At 68.7% G+C, this 17,433-nt stretch carries 21 protein-coding genes and 1 rRNA gene; 6 read left to right on the top strand and 16 right to left on the bottom strand.

Annotated features, from left to right (window positions below; genetic code table 11):
- Positions 1-69 precede the first annotated feature (69 nt).
- The 8 genes from B140_RS0102505 to msrA all read right to left on the bottom strand — a co-directional run bounded on the left by B140_RS0102505 (position 70) and on the right by msrA (position 4,755).
- A complete protein-coding gene (locus tag B140_RS0102505) occupies positions 70-378 on the bottom strand; it encodes a hypothetical protein (RefSeq protein ID WP_156801625.1) in 309 nt (102 codons plus the stop codon).
- Complete coding sequence (locus tag B140_RS0102500; protein ID WP_018117775.1) at positions 378-605, bottom strand: hypothetical protein; 228 nt, start codon at positions 603-605, stop codon at positions 378-380. Before B140_RS0102500 ends, B140_RS0102505 begins: the two co-directional genes overlap by 1 nt.
- On the bottom strand, positions 598-951 hold the full coding sequence (locus B140_RS0102495; protein WP_018117774.1) for a hypothetical protein: 354 nt from the start codon (positions 949-951) through the stop codon (positions 598-600). Before B140_RS0102495 ends, B140_RS0102500 begins: the two co-directional genes overlap by 8 nt.
- A gap of 109 nt (positions 952-1,060) precedes the next feature.
- The gene (locus B140_RS0102490) at positions 1,061-1,336 is read right to left on the bottom strand and encodes a hypothetical protein (RefSeq protein ID WP_156801624.1); all 276 of its coding nucleotides are present in this window, start codon (positions 1,334-1,336) and stop codon (positions 1,061-1,063) included.
- A 15-nt stretch (positions 1,337-1,351) separates the two neighbouring features.
- A complete protein-coding gene (locus tag B140_RS0102485; protein WP_018117772.1) occupies positions 1,352-2,272 on the bottom strand; it encodes a DUF5926 family protein in 921 nt (306 codons plus the stop codon).
- A 4-nt stretch (positions 2,273-2,276) separates the two neighbouring features.
- Positions 2,277-2,984, bottom strand: coding sequence for a glycerophosphodiester phosphodiesterase (locus B140_RS0102480; protein ID WP_026165907.1), 708 nt, complete (start codon positions 2,982-2,984; stop codon positions 2,277-2,279).
- 57 nt (positions 2,985-3,041) lie between these two features.
- Positions 3,042-3,986, bottom strand: coding sequence for an L-lactate dehydrogenase (locus B140_RS0102475; protein WP_018117770.1), 945 nt, complete (start codon positions 3,984-3,986; stop codon positions 3,042-3,044).
- Between the two features lie 115 nt (positions 3,987-4,101).
- A complete protein-coding gene (msrA, locus tag B140_RS0102470; RefSeq protein WP_018117769.1) occupies positions 4,102-4,755 on the bottom strand; it encodes a peptide-methionine (S)-S-oxide reductase MsrA in 654 nt (217 codons plus the stop codon).
- A gap of 201 nt (positions 4,756-4,956) precedes the next feature.
- Between msrA and B140_RS0102465 the strand changes: the two genes are divergently transcribed.
- Positions 4,957-5,559 carry a superoxide dismutase gene (locus B140_RS0102465; RefSeq protein WP_018117768.1) on the top strand — a complete coding sequence of 201 codons (603 nt, stop codon included), beginning with the start codon at positions 4,957-4,959 and terminating at the stop codon, positions 5,557-5,559.
- Positions 5,560-5,651: 92 nt separating this feature from the next.
- On the opposite strand, the gene B140_RS0102460 is transcribed toward B140_RS0102465, so the two are convergent.
- Positions 5,652-6,257: an LURP-one-related/scramblase family protein gene (locus B140_RS0102460; RefSeq protein ID WP_018117767.1), complete on the bottom strand. Its 606-nt coding sequence runs from the start codon at positions 6,255-6,257 to the stop codon at positions 5,652-5,654.
- A gap of 69 nt (positions 6,258-6,326) precedes the next feature.
- Here B140_RS0102460 and B140_RS0102455 point away from each other — a divergent pair, with 69 nt between their 5' ends.
- Complete coding sequence (locus tag B140_RS0102455) at positions 6,327-7,985, top strand: cupredoxin domain-containing protein (protein WP_040425873.1); 1,659 nt, start codon at positions 6,327-6,329, stop codon at positions 7,983-7,985.
- On the opposite strand, the gene B140_RS0102450 is transcribed toward B140_RS0102455, so the two are convergent.
- Positions 7,982-9,463 (bottom strand): TM0106 family RecB-like putative nuclease, encoded by a 1,482-nt coding sequence (locus tag B140_RS0102450; RefSeq protein WP_018117765.1) that lies wholly within the window; start codon positions 9,461-9,463, stop codon positions 7,982-7,984. The two genes, B140_RS0102455 and B140_RS0102450, sit on opposite strands and share 4 nt — an antisense overlap.
- A gap of 124 nt (positions 9,464-9,587) precedes the next feature.
- On the opposite strand from B140_RS0102450, the gene B140_RS0102445 reads away from it, so the two are divergent.
- Positions 9,588-10,223 (top strand): DUF6474 family protein, encoded by a 636-nt coding sequence (locus B140_RS0102445; RefSeq protein ID WP_018117764.1) that lies wholly within the window; start codon positions 9,588-9,590, stop codon positions 10,221-10,223.
- A 176-nt stretch (positions 10,224-10,399) separates the two neighbouring features.
- Positions 10,400-10,738: a histone-like nucleoid-structuring protein Lsr2 gene (locus B140_RS0102440; RefSeq protein WP_018117763.1), complete on the top strand. Its 339-nt coding sequence runs from the start codon at positions 10,400-10,402 to the stop codon at positions 10,736-10,738.
- 60 nt (positions 10,739-10,798) lie between these two features.
- Here B140_RS0102440 and B140_RS0102435 read toward each other — a convergent pair whose 3' ends face one another.
- On the bottom strand, positions 10,799-11,449 hold the full coding sequence (locus tag B140_RS0102435) for a LuxR C-terminal-related transcriptional regulator (RefSeq protein ID WP_018117762.1): 651 nt from the start codon (positions 11,447-11,449) through the stop codon (positions 10,799-10,801).
- 30 nt (positions 11,450-11,479) lie between these two features.
- The gene (locus B140_RS0102430) at positions 11,480-12,691 is read right to left on the bottom strand and encodes a sensor histidine kinase (protein ID WP_026165903.1); all 1,212 of its coding nucleotides are present in this window, start codon (positions 12,689-12,691) and stop codon (positions 11,480-11,482) included.
- 87 nt (positions 12,692-12,778) lie between these two features.
- Here B140_RS0102430 and yidC point away from each other — a divergent pair, with 87 nt between their 5' ends.
- Positions 12,779-14,059: a membrane protein insertase YidC gene (gene yidC / locus B140_RS11680; RefSeq protein WP_018117760.1), complete on the top strand. Its 1,281-nt coding sequence runs from the start codon at positions 12,779-12,781 to the stop codon at positions 14,057-14,059.
- A gap of 114 nt (positions 14,060-14,173) precedes the next feature.
- Here the strand turns inward: yidC and B140_RS0102420 are convergent, their stop codons facing one another.
- From B140_RS0102420 to B140_RS0102410, 3 genes are all read right to left on the bottom strand, one after another.
- Positions 14,174-14,809 carry a TetR/AcrR family transcriptional regulator gene (locus B140_RS0102420; RefSeq protein WP_018117759.1) on the bottom strand — a complete coding sequence of 212 codons (636 nt, stop codon included), beginning with the start codon at positions 14,807-14,809 and terminating at the stop codon, positions 14,174-14,176.
- 141 nt (positions 14,810-14,950) lie between these two features.
- Positions 14,951-15,211: a GlsB/YeaQ/YmgE family stress response membrane protein gene (locus tag B140_RS0102415; protein WP_040425869.1), complete on the bottom strand. Its 261-nt coding sequence runs from the start codon at positions 15,209-15,211 to the stop codon at positions 14,951-14,953.
- 17 nt (positions 15,212-15,228) lie between these two features.
- A complete protein-coding gene (locus B140_RS0102410; protein ID WP_018117757.1) occupies positions 15,229-16,122 on the bottom strand; it encodes a universal stress protein in 894 nt (297 codons plus the stop codon).
- A gap of 60 nt (positions 16,123-16,182) precedes the next feature.
- Here B140_RS0102410 and B140_RS0102405 point away from each other — a divergent pair, with 60 nt between their 5' ends.
- Positions 16,183-17,121: a pseudouridine synthase gene (locus B140_RS0102405; protein ID WP_018117756.1), complete on the top strand. Its 939-nt coding sequence runs from the start codon at positions 16,183-16,185 to the stop codon at positions 17,119-17,121.
- Between the two features lie 134 nt (positions 17,122-17,255).
- Here B140_RS0102405 and rrf read toward each other — a convergent pair.
- A 5S ribosomal RNA gene (rrf, locus tag B140_RS0102400) occupies positions 17,256-17,374 on the bottom strand.
- Positions 17,375-17,433: the final 59 nt, after the last annotated feature.

Here is a 17,433-nt window from a genome sequence, read left to right as displayed (position 1 = left end):
CGCACCACGACCTCCAGGGCCTCTAGGGCAGCGAAGAGCCCAGCCGTGGTACGGGGTGAGGCCTCGCGGCTATGACAAAGAGCCGCGCCCACCCGCGCGCGGTTTTTCCTGCACGCAGTCCCCCTGGGCTTTCCGCCGCGCCGTGATCCTGGGCCGCAGCACAAAATAGACCACCCACCCCACCACCGGGGCCAGCAGCACCAGCAGGATCAAGGCCACGGTCTCCGTCACGGAGGCGGGCAGCCTGACAATGTCCACCACCAGCGCGATGAAGACCGCAAAGGACACCACCATCACCCCGGTCCAGACCAGGTCGTACCACATGGGCAGCATCGGATTTCTGCCGTTCATTTCCAGACTCGCCGCTATGCCTATCATCAGATCCAGTCTATAAGCTCCGGCCGCGGCGGTACGGCGTCTATCTCCTCCACGGGAATGCCCTTCTCCTCCGCCTCTATCACCTCCGGCGGCACGGGCTGCCCGGCGATCTCGTAATACCAACGCGGCAGGAACTTCCCCAGGCGGTGCCGAATCTTGATGGTCGCGCGGGCCCTCGACGCCGCCACAAGCGGGGTCTCTCCCTCCCAAAAGTAGGATTCAGACATCGGTATCATCCCTCCTCAGATTCCGTGTACCAGAGCGTCGCATGACCAATCGATTGATAATTTCCACCTCGGTGTCCGTGGCCAAGGGGCTCTGACTGAGAAACCCGAGAAGCTCCCACCCCGTGGACGTCACCTCTTCCCGCTCATCGTATATCTTTTCCATCGCCCAGGTGTACCGTTTCCACCACTCGGCGCGATTATCGCTCTCGGCCTTCTGCACCAGGCCCCGCACCGTGTTCCGCAGCCCCCGCTGCGCGATCACCAGGCCCACCCCGGCGATAACCACCTGCAGGAGACGGATCACCGCCTCCCCATCCACCCGGCACAACCACAGCGCAGCACTCATGCCCCTCACTATGGCTCGCCCCGGGCTCCGCCGCCGCCCCGCGCCCTCGCCCCTGTGGATAACCTCCTTATTCCACAACCCCGGCCCGCGCCTCACCCATGCGCACCGATCACCCCCGCGCCACGACCCGGTTCAGCGCGATCACTCCCGCCACCAGCGCCGCGAGGAGCACCGCGCAGCACCCCGCCGCCTGCATGAACTCCCAGGCCCGCTCCGCCTTGGCGGCCAGCTCGGGCCCGGCCACGGCGGCGTCCATCGTCTGCGCGTGCCGGTGCGCCACGTACACGTTGTTCGCGGCCCCGGCCAGCGCGCCCAACAGGGCGAGGCCCGCGAGGCAGCAGGCGATCACGCACCCGTCGCGGATCGTTTCCACTCCTCGCCGCATGCTCGCCCCCTTCTCCTAGCGGATCGTCACCTGGCGGGACTTGATGTTCTGTAGCTGCTTGCGCTCCTCGGCGTTGAGCTGCGCCTCGTTGGCCACCTCGGCCTCGATGGCCTTGTTGAGGGCCGCCAGGTCCTCCGCGTAGGTCTCGTGCCCGCGCTGGGGGTCAAGGTCAAAGACCGGGACCACCAGGCCGTGGGTGCGGAAGGTCCCGGCGAAGCGGCTGCCCTCGCCCAGGTCCAGCTCGCCGCGCGCGGCGATGCGCGCCAGGGCGGCGAGCAGGCGCTCCTCGTTGTCCTCGGTGCGCACCCAGCGGATGTGCGCCTTGTCCCCGCCGGGGTGCACCCACCACACGGCCCCGGGCACCTCGGCGTTCACGCGGTGGGAGGGCACGATGGCCTCGTTGGCGGCCTGGAGGCCGCGCATGGTGGTGGCGTCGCCGGTCATGGTCTCGGGGATCCACCAGGAGAAGTCCTGGTGCTCCTCGATGTCCAGCTCCGCCTCGGGGTCGAGCACCTCGCTCAGGGCGGGCTGGGTGCCGTCGGCGGCGGTGGACATCAGGGTCTCGCCGGGACCGGCGGTGGCCGCCCAGCTCAGAGCGTAGGCGAGGTCGCGGCCCGGGTTGTGGGAGCGGGCCTGCACCTGGAGCGCCACGAGGGCCTCGCCGCCGTGCTTCTCCTCGCGCACGAGGGCCGCGGCGGCGCCGGGCAGCACGGTCACCAGGCGCACGGGGCGGGTGGCACCGGCGACCTTCACGGCGGCGGTGGCCGAGGGCACGAACTCCTGGAGGGCCACCAGGTCCGCCTCTGCGGCGAAGCCGGTGTAGGGGCGGGGGTCCTTCTCCAGGGCCGCGCGCTCGGCGGCGCGCTTGGCGAGCTTGGCCTGGCGGCGGCTCATTCCCTCGGGCAGGTCGTCGTTCTTCTTATTTTTCTTGGCCATGCCCTCAAAGATACGTCAATGCCAGTTCCGGCTTATTGGTGGCCAGCATGTCCACCCCGTGATCCCGCGCCCACTCCATGTCCCCCGGCTCGTCCACCGTCCAGACGTAGGTGGGCAGGCCGCGCGCGCCCACGAGACCCGGGTGCTGGCGGGCCCTCTCGATGGACATCCCCAGGCCGGTGGGCGCTCCCACCGTGGGGTCGCAGGGGTGCAGCAGCCTGTGCCAGGAGCGCCGCAGGTAGATCCTGTCCACCTGCGGGGCCAGGGCGTGCATTCTGCTTATCGACGCCCCGGCGAAGCTGATCACGTGCACGCGCGGGTCGCGCAGCATCCCGTGGTAGGTCAGCGCGCGCACCAGTTGTTCCTCCAGCATGCGCCCGTAGCGCAGGGGGTGCTTCGTCTCGATGTAGAGGTGGTGATCGCACCCCTTAGCCATCTCCAGGAGCCGGTTCAGGGTGAGCACCCGCTGCGGGTGCTCCTCGGTGCCGAAGTCCAGGCGCCCCAGCTCCTCGAGGGTGCGCACGGAGACCCTGCCGCTGCCGTTGGACACCCGATCCAGGATGGGATCGTGGATGCACACCACCTCCCCGTCCCTGGTCAGGCGAATATCGCATTCCACCCCGTGGATGGGAAGCTCGAAGGCCTTTGCGTAGGCGATCTCCGTGGATTCCGGGTAACGGGAGGAGTAGCCGCGGTGCGCGATGATTTTCACGCCCACAGGTTACGCCGCCGCGCCCCGGCGCGCTGGGTGAGCGGCGGCGAGAGGAGCCTAGAAGAACTGCCCCTGGATCTCGCGCAGGGTGTTTGCCGAGTGGGCAAAGCGCTCCTGCTCCCGCTCCGAGAGTTCCAGCTCCACCACGCGGCGGATGCCGCCGCGGTTGAGGATCGCCGGGGTGCCGATGTAGATGTCCTCCTGGCCGTACTCGCCCTCGAGGTAGGCGGACACCGGCAGCGCCACGTCCTGGTTGTGCAGGATGGCGCGGGTGATCCGCGCCAGGCCCATGCCGATGCCGTAGGAGGTGGAGCCCTTGGCGTCGATGATGTGGTAGGCGGCGTCGCGGGTCTGCTCGAAGATCTTTTCCAGGCGGCCCTCCAGCGCGGGGTCCTTTTCCAGCAGCCTGCGCATGGACACCCCGGCGATGGTGGCCGAGGAGAGCACCGGCAGCTCCGTGTCCCCGTGCTCGCCGATGATGTAGGCGTGGATGGAGCTGGGGGCCGTCTCGTAGAGCTCGCCGAGCATGTAGCGGAAGCGGGCGGAGTCCAGCACGGTGCCGGAGCCGATCACGCGCTGGGTGGGCAGCCCGGAGAACTTCCAGGTGGCGTAGGTGAGGATGTCCACGGGGTTGGAGGCCACCAGGAAGATGCCGTCGAAGCCGTGCGCCATGACCTCCGTGACGATGGACTTGGTGATGGCCACGTTCTTGTCCACCAGTTGCAGGCGCGTCTCCCCGGGCTTCTGGGCGGCGCCGGCGCAGAGGACCACCAGGGCGGCGTCCGCGCAGTCCTCGTAGCTGCCCTTGGTCACCCGGGTGCGCGAGCCCGCCCACACCACGCCGTGGTTGAGGTCCATGACGTTGCCTTCGAGCTTCTTCTCGTCGATGTCGATGATCGCCAGGTGGTCGATGGTCCCCTGGTTGACCAGGGCGTAGGCGTAGGCCACCCCCACGTCGCCCGCGCCGATGAGAACGACCTTGTTGCCGATGGTCTGCTTCACTGCCTGTCTCCCTACGTGTGTGAACTTGTAAAGCCGCGCGACCTTCCCTTCCCATTATGCCCGTTTAAGTGGGATTGTTTCCGCTTTTGTGTCGCGCGTCTCCCCGGCGCGCCGCTCACCCGCAGGCGATGCCCGTCCCGTGGTGCGGGCAGTAGCCGCCGGGCACCTTGTGCAGGTACTGCTGGTGCTCCTCCTCGGCCAGGTAGTACGCCCCGGCCGGGGTCTGCGCGAGCGCGGACACCTCGGTGGTCACGGGGCCGAACCCGGCGTCGGCAAGCCGGGCGCCGTAGCCGCGCACGACCTCGCGCACCCGCTCCGCCTCCTCGGGGGTCTCGGTGTAAAAGGCGGAGCGATACTGGGTTCCCACGTCGTTGCCCTGGCGGTATCCCTGGGTGGGGTCGTGCGCCTCCAGCGCCGCCGCCACGATCTCCTCCAGGGTCACCCGCTCAGGATCAAAGACCACCTGCACCACCTCGGCGTGGTTGGTGCGCCCGGTGCACACCTCCCGGTAGGTGGGGTTGGGGGTCACGCCGCCGGCAAAGCCCACCGACGTGGACTCCACCCCGGGAAGCCCCCAGTACATCTTCTCCGCGCCCCAGTAGCAGCCGATACCCACGAGCACGCTGCGCTGCCCCGCGCGCCAGGGGCCGGTCAGCGGCGTTCCCAGCACCGCGTGCGGCGGCGGGTCCGCCAGGATCGGGGTGGCGCGGCCGGGCAGGGCCTCGCCGGGTTCGAGCAATTCGGGGGTGCCGCCTATCAGCCAGCCCATGCGCGTGCCTCTCTTTCGCGTCGCCGTTGTCAGCCCCAACGATAGGCGCGCTCGGCGCATTCCCGCCCCGCGTGCGCCCGAACCATTGCTTGAGCGAACAAAAACATTGCGGATGTGCGGAAAGTTCCTATCATGGGGTGGCACGCGCCGCGCGCGCAGCTACAGTGCATTTAGGCATTTAGACGAAAGGACTTACATCTCATGGCTGTCTACGAGCTTCCCGAGCTTGATTACGCTTACGACGCCCTGGAGCCCCACATCTCCGCGGAGATCATGGAGCTGCACCACTCCAAGCACCACGCCACCTACGTGGCCGGCGCCAACGCCGCCCTGGAGGCCCTGGAGAAGGCCCGCGAGGAGGGCACCAACCCGGATCAGATCCGCGCGCTGTCCAAGAACCTGGCCTTCAACCTGGGCGGCCACACCAACCACTCCATCTTCTGGAAGAACCTCTCCCCCAACGGCGGCGGCGAGCCCACCGGCGAGCTGGCCGAGGCCATCGACCGGGACTTTGGCTCCTTCGAGAAGTTCAAGGATCACTTCTCCTCCGCCGCCCTGGGCCTGCACGGCTCCGGCTGGGCCGTGCTGGGTTACGACCACATCGCGGGCCGCCTGGTCGTGGAGCAGCTCACCGACCAGCAGGGCAACGTCTCCGCGAACCTCACCCCGCTGCTCATGCTGGACATGTGGGAGCACGCCTTCTACCTCCAGTACAAGAACGTGAAGCCGGACTACGTCAAGGCCGTGTGGAACGTCTTTAACTGGGAGGACGTGGCCGCCCGCTTCGCCGCCGCGCAGAAGTAACTCCCCGCGCGCACAGCCGCACGGTCCGCACGGACCGCACAAACACAGCGCCGCCCACCCCGCGCCCGCGGGAGGGCGGCGCGTGGTCGTTGTTAGCTGCCGATCGCCGTCCTGCGCTTCGCCCGGATGAGGTCGAGCGCCACCACCCCGCCCAGCACCGCCGCGTGCACCTCCTGCGGAACGCCCGGCGCGAACACCAGGTTGTAGCGGGAATGACCGAGCAGGGCGCGCCCCAGGCCGCCCCAGGAGCGCGTCACGCGGGCGACCTCCGCGCCCTCCACCACGAACTGATAGTCATAGTCCCAGGGGTTCCCGGTGAGTTCCACCGTGCGCCCGTCCGCCAGGTGCATGTCCACGCGGGTGCGGAAGAAGCTCCAGCGCTGCCGCAGGTGGGCCAGGGCGGCGCCGTCCGGGCGGGTAAGCTCCATCGTCTCGCGCAGAAGGTTCACCGTGTCGGTGAGGTTGACCAGCGGGGTGCCGTCCGGCTCCGCGACGGTCAGGCTCCGGTGGCCCATCATCATGCGCCCCATGAGGGAGCCGGAGGTGAGCACCCTGCCCACCGGGTTCTCCTGGGGATCGAGGATGTCAAAGTCGTTGCTCATCAGGCCGGTCACCTGCTGCATGACGAGGTGATCGCGGCTCAGCAGCGAGGGCGAGGGGGACGCGGGCTCGGGCTCCGGGGCGGGAATATCGTTCATGAGTGCGATGATGCCTCACCACGCGCCGCTGCGCACCCCCACGCCACCCCCGAGTCCTAGCATGAAGCCATGGGGATCTCACCGAGAGCGCCGAGGGCGCAGAGCGGCTCGTGGCACCGCCGCGCGAGCCGTCCCGTGACGGTGTGGCTCGTCGTCCTCGTGCTGGTGGGCCTGGCGCACAGCGCCATCCCGGACTACCGCTGGGTGCTCATTCACACCTTCACTCTGGGGGCGGTGACAAACTCCATCGTGGTGTGGTCCCAGCACTTCACCGAGTCCTTCCTCGATCAGCGCCTTGACCACGCCGCCCGGCCTCCGCAGCTACGCCGCATAGCGCTGCTCAACCTCGGCGTCGTGGGCACCCTGGCCGGGCAGGTCGCCGCCGTGACCGCCGTGACGCACCTCGGCGCGGGAATCGTGGCGGCCGCGCTCCTCTGGCACGCCTGGGCGCTGTGCGCCCAGGCCCGGCGACGGCGCGGCGCGCCGCTTCTTCCCTGCGTGCTCGGCTACGTCGCCTCCGCGCTGTGCCTGACCGTGGGCGCGGCCATCGGCGCGCTGCTGGCCTCCTCGCCGGAGGGGGCCACGCACGATCGCCTAATGCAGGCGCACCTGATCCTCAACCTCGGCGACTTCCTCGGGCTGGCCGCCTCGGCCACCCTCGCGGTGCTCTTTCCGGCCCTCTGGGGCCGCCCGCCCCGCCGCGACGCCCCGGGCGCGCATCCCTGGGTCGTGCTCGGGCTGCACCTCTGCGGCCTGTGCGCGGCGGTCCCCGGCGCCCTGCTCGACCACCCCTGGGTGCTCTTCGCCGGGTTGGCGCTCTACACCGTCGGCTGGCTGCTCGCCTGCGCCCCGTGGTTCCGGATCGCGCTGAGCGCGGGTCCCAAGGCAGCCACCTACGGCTCGGTGTCCGTGACGGCGGCGCTGGCGTGGCTGCTCGGGTGCCTGGTCTGGTTCTGCGTGGACGTGCTGCGCCAGGGCGCCCACGCGGCCCCGCCCATCACCGCCCTTCTCGTGGGCTTTGGCGGACAACTGCTGGTGGGCATGATGAGCTACCTGCTTCCGGTCACCATGCGGGTGCGTTCCGCCTGGGGGCTGCGGGAGACGTACCGCGCCGGCATGCTGCGCGTCACCCTCACCAACGGCGGCCTCGCCCTGTGGTTGCTGGCGGATTACTCGTGGCTGCGCGTGGCGGCCAGCGCCCTCGCGGTCCTGGGCCTGGCGGCCTTCCTCCCGCTGATGGTTCGCGCCGTGCGCGCCCAGGTGGGCGGGCACACTCAGGCGGCCTCGCTCTCCGAGATCCCGGAGACCCCGGAGGTTCCGGAGGTTCAGCACGCCCGCGGCGGCACCGGCCAGGTGGCGCTGGGGCTGTCTCTCCTCGCCCTGGTCACGGCCCTCTGCGGCGGCCTCGCGGGCCCCGGCGGGACGGCTCCCGGCTCCGGGCCGGGTAGCGGGCCCGAGACGCGGGTCTCCGTGCGCGCGGGCGACATGGCCTTTGAGCCCGCCACCGTGACCGTGCCCCGGGGCCATCGCCTCGTCATCGAGCTGCGCAACGAGGACTCCCGGGCCCATGACCTCAAGCTCACCAACGGGGCCAGGTCCGGGCGGGTCACCCCGGGCCGGGAGGCGACGGTGGACGCCGGGATCATCACCGCCGATGTTCCCGGCTGGTGCACCATCGCCGGGCACCACAGCAGGGGCATGAACTTCGACGTCCTCGTGGAGGACTAGGCGCCGCTCAGGGGCCGCGCGCCCGGCGCGCCCTCGCACAGCCAGGCGCGCACGGCGGCGGTGGCGCGGCAATCGTCGCCGTTGTAGCGCAGGAGCAGCCGTCGCGCCGCCTCCGCGTCCCCCGGGTCCCGCCCCACCGCCACCCGGTAGGCGTTCACGGACTCCTCGCCGTCAAAGCCCTCGTCGCGCCAGCGGAATCCCGCCTGCGGGGCCACCACCTTCAGGCCCAGGCCGAAGGGCCCCGCCAGCGAGGCCCTGACCGAGTCAAAGACGTCCACCCATTCCGGGCCGCGCAGGAACTCCTCCACCTCCCGCTCCGTGGGGCCACCGGGAAGCCTCCGCGCGGAGGAGCGCAGCCAGTGGTTCTCCCCGTGGCGGGCGTAGCAGTAGGCCCGGAAAGTCAGGCCCCGCTCGCGGGCCCGCTGCCGCGTGTCCATGAGCCACCGCCACAGGGCCGCGAAGTTGCGGGCCTCGGCCTCGCCGCCGAGCCCCTCCCAGGTCGCGAAGGGGCGGTAGTCCCGGCCGTCGTAGGTTCCCCACAGGTAGGCCCCCTGATCCAGGTAGGCCTCCACGTCGATGTCCACCTCCACGTCCGCGCGCGGCGGGGCGTCCAGGGTGGGCCGCCGCAGCACGGGCGTGCCACGCTGCCAGGCGCGCGCCAGCGCGGAGGCCTCGCCCAGCCCGGCGTCCGCCAGGGCGGTCACCGTGTGTATCCCGCGCCGCCGGAATCGCTCGCCCCGATCCCCGGGGAGGAAAAGGCTGAGGTCGTCGGCCGCGCGCAGTTCCGGCTCGCAGTGGGCCCAGAAGCGGCAGTCCGCGCACTCCTTGAGCCGCCGGGGCCCGGCGGGCTCGGGCCGCCCCAGGGCGGAGTCCACGGCGCTCTGGAACACCCCGGCGTTAAGGAGGAACACCCGCCGCCGATCCTGCCCGATCAGCCCCGCGCGGCCGTCCCCGAGCCCGTACTCGGCCAGGGCGCGGGCGGCGAGCGCCAGGCGGAAGCTATCGGAGGAGTGGTGCTTGAGGGCGTATTCCTCCGGGTGCGGCTGGCCCAGGCCCAGGCGGGCGGTGGGGATCACCTCGGCCCGAGCGCCCGCGCGCGGGCGGCCCACCCGGTGATTGCTCACCGCCACCGGCAGGTAGGTGCCGTCGGGCAGCAGGGCCAGCAGGTCCACCTCCGCCACCCAGGGCACCCCCTCGTGGGTACCGGTAAACACCGCTCCCTCCACGAGGTTGGCCCCCTTGGCCAGGGCCTCGAGGGTATCGAGGTCGGCGTCCGCGTCGGAGGTGTCCACGGCGAGGCGGCAAAAGCGGCGCGCGCGAGCATCCCCGATGGCCGGGCCGGTGGGCAGCAGGGCTAAGACCGCCGCCACGGCGTCGAGGCGCCGCCGGTGCCGGTGCCGCGCGGCGTCCGTGGGCGGCGTGGCGGGAAAGCGACGCCGCTGCACCTGCTTGTAGCCACACCCCAGCAGGTCCGGCACTCGTACCGGGGCTGGGGTTATCCGCGACCGTTGTTCCACAATGAAATAAGAGCATAGGGCATGCGCGCGGGTAAGGTTGAGGCGGCAAAGGTGAACATCAACGACCGCGAAGGATCACGGAAGAATGGGAATCCTGAAGAGCTTGAGCAAGCGGCGCGCCCGCTCCAAGGCACACATCAAGGCCGCCAAGACGAAGGCCAAGGCCGAGGTCAAGGCGCAGGCCAAGGCGCGGCAGCGCCAGGCGAAGCTCCTGGCCAAGCAGGAGAAGGGGCTGCTGAAGGCGGAGCACAAGGGGCTGAAGGCCAAGCACAAGCACGAGCGCAAGATGGCGGAGAATAAGCTCGCGCAGATTCAGGCGGGGAAGTTTAACGCCGATAACGTCAAGCGCTGGACGGGCGCCGCCCGGCTGCTCGCGCCCATCGCGCTGCCCCTGATCTACCGGGGCCTTACCGCGCTGCGCGAGCAGATGAACTCCGCCCGCGCCCGGAAGCTCGGCGTGACCACGGATCAGATGGCGCAGTTCTCCGGTTATGGCGCGCCCCTGAAGGCCCGTATTCACGGGATCAAGCAATCCCTGGAAGGTACGGGTTTGCCCTCTGGATTCGTGCACGACGTGGAGGACCGGCTGGAAGAGCTTTCCGCCGCCGTGGATAACGCGGAATATATGACGGAGGAGCAGCGCCGCCGCGCCCACTCCAGCATCTCTCACGATATTGACCAGGTGACTAATGAAATTCAGGGACGCATCAAACAACGCTAATCCCGCACGGTAACCACGGTACTTTCTGGGTAGATAGATAACTCCTTCTTGTTCTTGGGTTCGCAACTAGTAGTTACGCACAATACGATGTACAGTAGTACCAACCATGAACAATATGGGCCGGAAGAGCGCAGCTACTCTGGGTTATTCTGGCCAAGCACGAGAAGGGTTATCCCATGGCACGCAAGGAAATCACCCAGTACTTTGACGATCTGAGCGGCACTCCGCTGGAATCCCATGAGGTGAACGTGGTCCGCTTTGCCCTCGACGGCACGGACTACATCATCGACCTTTCCGCCGAGAATGCCGAGAAGTTCCGCGAGATGTTCCGCCCCTACCTCGCGGTGGCGCGCAAGCACGCCGCCCCGGTCAGCGGGCGCCGCAACAGCGGCGCGGCGCGCAACAGCAAGGCCCGCGAGATCCGCCAGTGGGCCCTTGACCAGGGCAAGGACATCGCCCTGCGCGGCAAGATCCCCTCCGAGGTCATCGAGGCCTATAATCAGGCGCACCGTTAATTTTTTACGCAAAAAGCCGGTTTTTTACCCCGCCGGGGCAAAAACCGGCTTTTGTTTCCCCTAAATAACGCCCTGCTCCCGGGCGCAGGCCACCGCAGAAGTACGTGAACGTACCCCGAGCTTGTCGTAAATGTGCACCAGGTGGGACTTCACCGTGGCCTCAGAAAGCATAAGCTGCTGCCCTATTTCCCGGTTGGAACAGCCGTCCGCCACCAGCCCCAATACCTCCAACTCGCGGGGCGTCAAAGAGGTGCGCGGGGTGCGCACGCGCGTCATCAGGCGATCCGCCACCACGGGGGAAAGCGCGGAATCCCCCTCCGCCGCAGACCGCACCGCCGCCAGCAATTCCGCGGGCGGGGCGTCCTTGAGCAAATACCCCACGGCGCCCGCCTCAATCGCCCCGAGAATATCCGCGTCGGTATCGTAATTGGTCACCACCAAGACCCTGGGCGGGCGGGCCATCGCCTGCTTGATCGCGCGCGTGGCCTCCGCCCCCGTGGTGACCTTGGCCCCCTCCACCCCAGGGCCAAAGCGCAGGTCCATGAGGATCACGTCTATTCCCCCGGCGTAGGCTGCGGAAATGGCGGCGTCCGCCGTGGCCACCTCGCCGATCACCTCGATGTCCTCCGCGCCGTCGAGGATGGCGCGCAGCCCCATGCGCACGATTTGGTGATCGTCGGCAAGGAGAACCCTAATCGTCGAGCGTCCCATCTATCCCTCATTCCCTTCCGCGCTGGGTTTTCATTCTAGTATGCCGCTTTCCACCGGAATAGCCGCCGACATCGCCGTTCCCGCGCCCGGGGAGGACTCCACCGTGAGCCGCCCGCCTATCTCCTCGGCGCGGCGTCGCATGGCGTCCAGCCCCACGTGCCCCAGCCCCGCCGGGCGCTGCGCCACCGCCTGGGGATCGAAGCCGCGCCCGTTATCCACCACGTCCAGGCGCACCTCCCCCTGCCCATAGGTCACGGTGATCCGGGCGCGTTGCGCCCCGGAGTGCTTCACCGCGTTGCCCACCGCACCCTGAGCCACGCGCAGGAGCACCGCCTCCACCCTCATCGGCAGGTCGTACACCTCCCCCTCGATGTCCACCTCGATGCTCATGTCCGCGCTCGCGCCGAAGCTCGTGGCCACCCGGCGCAGCGCCGCCTCCAGGGAGGTGGAGGACAGCCCCGCCGGCTGCAGGGCCGCGATCATGGCCCGCGCCTCCGCGAGGTTCTCCGAGGCGCTCCGCCGCGCCTGGTCGATCCGCGTGCGCACCGGCGCGGACTCCTCCTCGCTCAGCCCGGTCTTTCCCAGATCGCGCTCGGCGGCGTGCAGGAGCATCTGAATGCTGGACAGGCCCTGGGCCACCGTGTCATGGATCTCGTGCGCGATGCGCTGGCGCTCCGCCGCCATGCCCGCCGCGTGCTCCGAGGCGGCCAGCTGCGTGCGGGTGTCCATGAGCTGCTCGATCAGCTCCTGGCGCTCCGCGCTCACCTGCCACAGCGTGCGGAACGCGTAGTAGATGGCCACCACCACCAGGGCGGAGACCGTGGGCCCCATGACCGCCCCCACCGTGAGCCCCTTGGGGATCTGCGCCCCGATGGAGATCACCGTGGCCACCACCACGGCCACCACGCCGCGATAATCGTCCAGCACCCTCAGATACAGGAAGAACAGGGAGAGCAGGAGGTACACGCCGACGTCCGCCAGCGGCAGCATGAGCACCCACAGCCCGGACAGGCCCAGCAGCCACGTCAGCCGCGCCACCAGGGGCCAGCCCTCCCACAGGTCCGAGCCGAAGAAGTACAGAAAGGCAAAAAGCGCGCAGATAATCACGTTGACGGCGGCCATCCGCAGCTCCAACTGCACCGAGGCGCTGACCGTGACGATGAGCAGTACAGAGGTCAATACATGAACGCCATTGGTCAGGCTATTTTCCCCCGGGCGCTCCGGGCGTTCCACCGTTGTCATACTCCACACGGTACGCTTAGCAGCAGTTTCCCAGCGTCAAGGCATGTGCCCCGCGAGGCGCATAAGGCATAAAGAAAGGCGGCGGACGTGCTCAACCTCTTTGTCCTCCCCATCTCGGGGGTCATGAAGATGTGGCACCTATTCTTCCATTCTCTGCTGGGAATCAACGAGCATCACGCCTGGCTCTTGAGCCTCGTGGGCCTCATCGTGGCGGTGCGCGCCCTCATCGCCCCCTTCGCCTGGATGCAGTACCGGGCGGCCCGCATATCCGTGCTCATGCGCCCGCATCTCGACGCCGTGCGCCGCGCCTACGCCGAGCGCACCGACCGCCGGGGCATGCTCGAGGAGATGGCCCTGACCAGCCGACTGCGCAAGCGCTTTCAGTACAAGCCCGCCGCCGGGTGCATCCCCCCGCTGATCCAGCTCGCCGCCTTCATCGGCCTCTACCGCCTCCTGCTGCGCATCGCCCGGCCCGCCGAGGGGCTCGACGCGCAACACCACCGCATCGGCTTCCTGAGCGCCCAGGACGTGAGTTCCTTCCTCGACACCACGTTCCTCGGGGTACCGCTGCCCGCCTACCGCGCCATGCCCGCGGAGCGCCTGGCCGAGCTGGGAACCACCCGCTCCGAGGTCACCGGGCTCATCCTGCCCTTCCTCCTCCTGGCCGTGGTCTTTACGGTGCTCAACATGGCGCTCTCCCTACACCGGAGCCGCCAGTCCCTCAACTACGCCTCCGACCTGGCGATCAACATCTACAAGGTCACCCTGCTGCTGGCCGTCTGGATCCCCATCATGCTGGTCACCGCCGGGCTCCTCGGCCCCCTGCCCGTGGCCATCATCGTCTACTGGTTTGGCAACAACCTCTGGACGCTGAGCCAAAACGCCCTCATCCACCTCCTGCTGCGCCGCCGCCTTCCGCTGGAGGCCGATCACCGCGCGTACTTCCACCGGCAGCGCGAGGAGCACCACGCCATCCGGAACCGCGAGCGCGCCCAGAGCCGGGAGATCTGGGCGCTGCGGCTCAAGGGCGTGGGCTCCTCCGAACACCGGAAACGCGCCGTGGAGAAGGCCGAGCTGCGGCGCGTGCAGCGCGCCTCGGAGAAAAAGCACCGCAAGGACATCGCCCGCGCGAAGAAGGAGACCCGGCGCGGCATTATCGCCGAGGCCAAGGCCGCGAAGAGGGCCGCCAAGGGCGGCGGGCAGGCAGCCCCGGGTGGGGCCACGGCGGCGGGCGCCGTCCCGGCCGCGTCGCCCGCGGGGCAGCGCGACGAGCGGCACTCCCTCGACCGCGAGTGGGCGGGCCGCATGCGGGTGGAGGTGCCCACGGAGCGGCGCGGCAGCGGGGGGCGGCACCGCCGAGGGGAGTAGGGGTTCTACCCAGTGAGTCCCTCACAACTTGCTCCCCCTGGGGCCCGAGCACGGCAGGGGAGCAGACGGTGCGGTCTAGTGGCCCAAACCCGGCCCAGACAACGAACGCAGCCCCTAAATCGAGTAATCCGCCGGGGGTTCCGCCAGCATCTGGCGGGCCAGCGTGCGGGCCGCCTCCAAGGGCTCGACCGTCCGCGAGACCCGCGAGCCCGCCACCCCGCCGTCGAGGAAGATGAGCAGGTGCCCGGCCTGGGTGGCGCTGGGGTAGCCGTTGCGCTCCGTGAGGAGCTGAGTCAGGGTGTCCTGGCACCAGCGGCGGTGCTTCATCACCGCGCGGATGATGTTGTGCTCCGCCTCCGTCTCCGGCTTGGGGTACTCGCACACGGCGTTGAGAAAGTGCGATCCCCGGTAGTTCTCCCCCGGCATCTGCTCAATGTATTGGTCAAAGAAGGCGAGGATCTTGGCGTCCGGTTCCGTCATCTCCTGGGTGCGCTGCCGCCACGCCTTACGCCACTCGGCGTCGAGCTGCTCCACGTAGGCCACCACGAGCGCGTCCTTGGAGCCGAAGAGCGAGTACAGGGAGGCCTTGGCCACGTCGGCCTCGCGCAGGATGCGATCGATGCCGATGACCCGCACGCCCTCCGTGGTAAAGAGGTTGGTCGCCGAGGTCAGCAGCCGCTCCCTCGGGCTCGGACGGCTGCGCCGCCGCGAGGTACCTGACGCCGGTTTTCGCCCCTTGGTGGTGGCCACTAATCTCCTATCCTTCCTGCGGGCAACGGGGGTTGCTTACCCCCACATAATAGACAAATCTGTCCGTTGAGACGAACGAGGCCCGGCCCCTGTGCTGCTTTCCACACGAGGGGCCGGGCATGATGCCGCCCGGTTGCCGGGCTAGCGACGAATCTTGTTCACGATCGTCAGCAGGATCACCGAACCCAGCAGGCAGGTGAGGAAGCTGAAGATCTTCCCACCCCCGGCCACGTCCACGCCGATGAGGTCCAGGAGGAACCCGCCGATGAGGCCGCCGGCCACGCCCACCAGGACGTTCAGGACCAGGCCCTGCTGCTCGTCGGTGCCCTTGATCTTGGAGGCGATCCAGCCAGCCAGGCCACCGATGATGATCCAGCCTAAAAAGCCCAAGCTCAGACTCATATTGACACTCCTTATGTCTACTTATCCGGCCGCACGACCATCATGGGGCACGGCGCGGATTGCAACAAAGCACGCGAGGTGGAACCCAGGAGCATGCCCTTGAAACCACCGCGTCCATGCGAGCCTACCACCAAGAGCTGTGCCTTCTCCGCGGCGTCCACCAGCGCGCGCACCGGGCGGTCCCTGGTGATGACCTTGCTCACCTCCACGTTCGGGTAGCGCTCCATGAAGGGCGCCAGGCGGGAATCCAGCAGCTCGCGCTGCTCCGCCTCCACCTCCTCCCACTGCTGCTGCGCCGCGGAGAGGCCCGCCAGCGAGGCCTGCACCTGCATGTCCATCCAGGTGTGCACCGCCACCAGCTCGGCGTCGCGGGCGTCGGCCTCCGCGAAGGCGTACTCCGTGGCCCGCTGGGAGACCTCGGAGCCGTCCACGCCGATCACCACGGGGCCGTACTTGGTGTTCTCGTCCACCGGGTTATCCGCGCGCACGACCACCACGGGGCAGGAGGCGTGCGATACCACCGCCGCCGAGACCGACCCCATCACCATGCCGGAGAGGCCGCCCAGGCCGCGCGAGCCCATCACGATCATGGTCACGTCCTTGGACATCTCCAGGAGCATGTCGATGGGCGAGCCCTCCGCGATGGTGTGACCGATCTTGATCTCCGGGGCGACCTCGTGGGCGATGCCGCGGGCCTCGTCGATCTTCTCCATCGCCTCGTTCTGGAGGTCGTCGAAAAGCTCCTGCGGGGGCACCATGCCCTCCGCGTAGAGATACTGCGGCATGGTGTAGCTCGACGCCAGCCGCAGCGGTATGCCGCGTTTCTGGGCGGTATTGGCGGCCCACCGAACCGCCACCTTCGAGGCCTCCGAGCCATCAACCGCAACGACGATGATTCCTTCAGCGCTCATCGCGTCCCCTTTCCTCAACTGGACTCAACACCCCTCATCCTACCCCTCTACAGTGGCCTCATGGCTGCTATTCGACGACGCCGGACACCCCCGCCCCTCCCCATCCGGGATGGGCTCAACCCCTCCCGCGCCCGCGTCCCCGAGGGCACCCGCCTCACGGCGCTCGAGTTCCTCAGCCACCTCATCGGCTCCCAGCGCCACCGCCACCCGCAGGACGACGCCCAGGCGATCCTGCGGCGCTTCGACGAGGGCGAGGTCCGGCTGCGCGACGCCACGCCCCTCGCCCCCGAGGACGTCCTCCGCCCCGGAGCTGACGTGTGGTTCTACCGCACCCCCGCCCCGGAAACCCCGGTGCCCCACCAGGTGAGAATCGTCCACGAGGACGACTCCCTACTGGTCGTGGACAAGCCCCCGTTCCTGGCCACCATGCCACGCGGCGAGCACATCACCGAGACCGCCACCGTGCGGCTACGCCGCAACACCGGCAACAACGACCTCACACCTGCGCACCGCCTGGACCGGCTCACCTCCGGCCTGCTCCTGCTCACCAAGCGCCCCGAGGTACGCGGGGCCTATCAGGAACTCTTTGCCGCCCGGCGGGTGGCCAAGACCTACGAGGCCGTGGCGCGTTACGACGCCCACCTGGCCCACCTCTGCGCCACCTCCGGGCTGCGGTGGGCCTCCCACATGACCAAGACGCCCGGCGACCTCCAGGCCAGGGTATGGCCGGACAGGGAGCCCAACGCACACACCACCGTGCTGAGTATTCGCCCCCTGCCCCAGGGAGACCGGGGGGTGTATGTGCTGCGGCCGCACACGGGAAAGACCCATCAACTGCGCGTGCACATGGCCCAGGCCGGCGTTCCCATCGAGGGCGACCCCCTGTACCCCGCGGTGGACCCCGGGCCGGAGGACTTCGACCGACCGCTACGGCTGCGCGCCGTGGAGCTTTCCTTTACCGATCCGCTCAGTGGGCAGGAGCGGGTGTTCCGGGTTTAGCGGGGCTGGGGTTTCCCTGCTGCCCCTTGCTTGGTGTGCGCCTCCGGCACGCGCACACACCTATACACACAAAAAAAGGGGGGTAGGGAAACCATCACGAGTTTCCCTACCCCACCCTTTTGATGAAGTTTTAGTGTTGGCGGCAACCTACTCTCCCACACCCCAACGAGTGCAGTACCATCAGCATGAAATGGGCTTAGCTACCGGGTTCGAAAAGGGACCGGGCGTTTCCCCACCACCATCAACCACCAACACAACCACAACCCCACCCAAACCAGGGGGCGTGTCATGCCAGACACTGCACAGCAGACG

The organism is Corynebacterium mastitidis DSM 44356 (assembly GCF_000375365.1).
In the GTDB taxonomy this organism is placed as follows: Bacteria; Actinomycetota; Actinomycetes; order Mycobacteriales; family Mycobacteriaceae; genus Corynebacterium; species Corynebacterium mastitidis.
Note: the sequence above shows the minus strand (reverse complement) of the source record. Positions and strands in the feature narration are given on the sequence as shown.

What these genes read in the sequence shown, in the direction of transcription:
- B140_RS0102455 (WP_040425873.1), top strand. Translation starts at nt 6,327, where the DNA reads ATGGGGATCTCACCGAGAGCGCCGAGGGCGCAGAGCGGCTCGTGGCAC.
- B140_RS0102500 (WP_018117775.1), bottom strand. Translation starts at nt 605, where the DNA reads ATGTCTGAATCCTACTTTTGGGAGGGAGAGACCCCGCTTGTGGCGGCG.
- B140_RS0102405 (WP_018117756.1), top strand. Translation starts at nt 16,183, where the DNA reads ATGGCTGCTATTCGACGACGCCGGACACCCCCGCCCCTCCCCATCCGG.
- B140_RS0102430 (WP_026165903.1), bottom strand. Translation starts at nt 12,691, where the DNA reads ATGACAACGGTGGAACGCCCGGAGCGCCCGGGGGAAAATAGCCTGACC.
- B140_RS0102435 (WP_018117762.1), bottom strand. Translation starts at nt 11,449, where the DNA reads ATGGGACGCTCGACGATTAGGGTTCTCCTTGCCGACGATCACCAAATC.
- B140_RS0102460 (WP_018117767.1), bottom strand. Translation starts at nt 6,257, where the DNA reads ATGAACGATATTCCCGCCCCGGAGCCCGAGCCCGCGTCCCCCTCGCCC.
- B140_RS0102465 (WP_018117768.1), top strand. Translation starts at nt 4,957, where the DNA reads ATGGCTGTCTACGAGCTTCCCGAGCTTGATTACGCTTACGACGCCCTG.
- B140_RS0102505 (WP_156801625.1), bottom strand. Translation starts at nt 378, where the DNA reads ATGATAGGCATAGCGGCGAGTCTGGAAATGAACGGCAGAAATCCGATG.
- B140_RS0102495 (WP_018117774.1), bottom strand. Translation starts at nt 951, where the DNA reads ATGAGTGCTGCGCTGTGGTTGTGCCGGGTGGATGGGGAGGCGGTGATC.
- B140_RS0102445 (WP_018117764.1), top strand. Translation starts at nt 9,588, where the DNA reads ATGGGAATCCTGAAGAGCTTGAGCAAGCGGCGCGCCCGCTCCAAGGCA.
- B140_RS0102410 (WP_018117757.1), bottom strand. Translation starts at nt 16,122, where the DNA reads ATGAGCGCTGAAGGAATCATCGTCGTTGCGGTTGATGGCTCGGAGGCC.
- B140_RS0102415 (WP_040425869.1), bottom strand. Translation starts at nt 15,211, where the DNA reads ATGAGTCTGAGCTTGGGCTTTTTAGGCTGGATCATCATCGGTGGCCTG.
- msrA (WP_018117769.1), bottom strand. Translation starts at nt 4,755, where the DNA reads ATGGGCTGGCTGATAGGCGGCACCCCCGAATTGCTCGAACCCGGCGAG.
- B140_RS0102485 (WP_018117772.1), bottom strand. Translation starts at nt 2,272, where the DNA reads ATGGCCAAGAAAAATAAGAAGAACGACGACCTGCCCGAGGGAATGAGC.
- B140_RS0102440 (WP_018117763.1), top strand. Translation starts at nt 10,400, where the DNA reads ATGGCACGCAAGGAAATCACCCAGTACTTTGACGATCTGAGCGGCACT.
- B140_RS0102490 (WP_156801624.1), bottom strand. Translation starts at nt 1,336, where the DNA reads ATGCGGCGAGGAGTGGAAACGATCCGCGACGGGTGCGTGATCGCCTGC.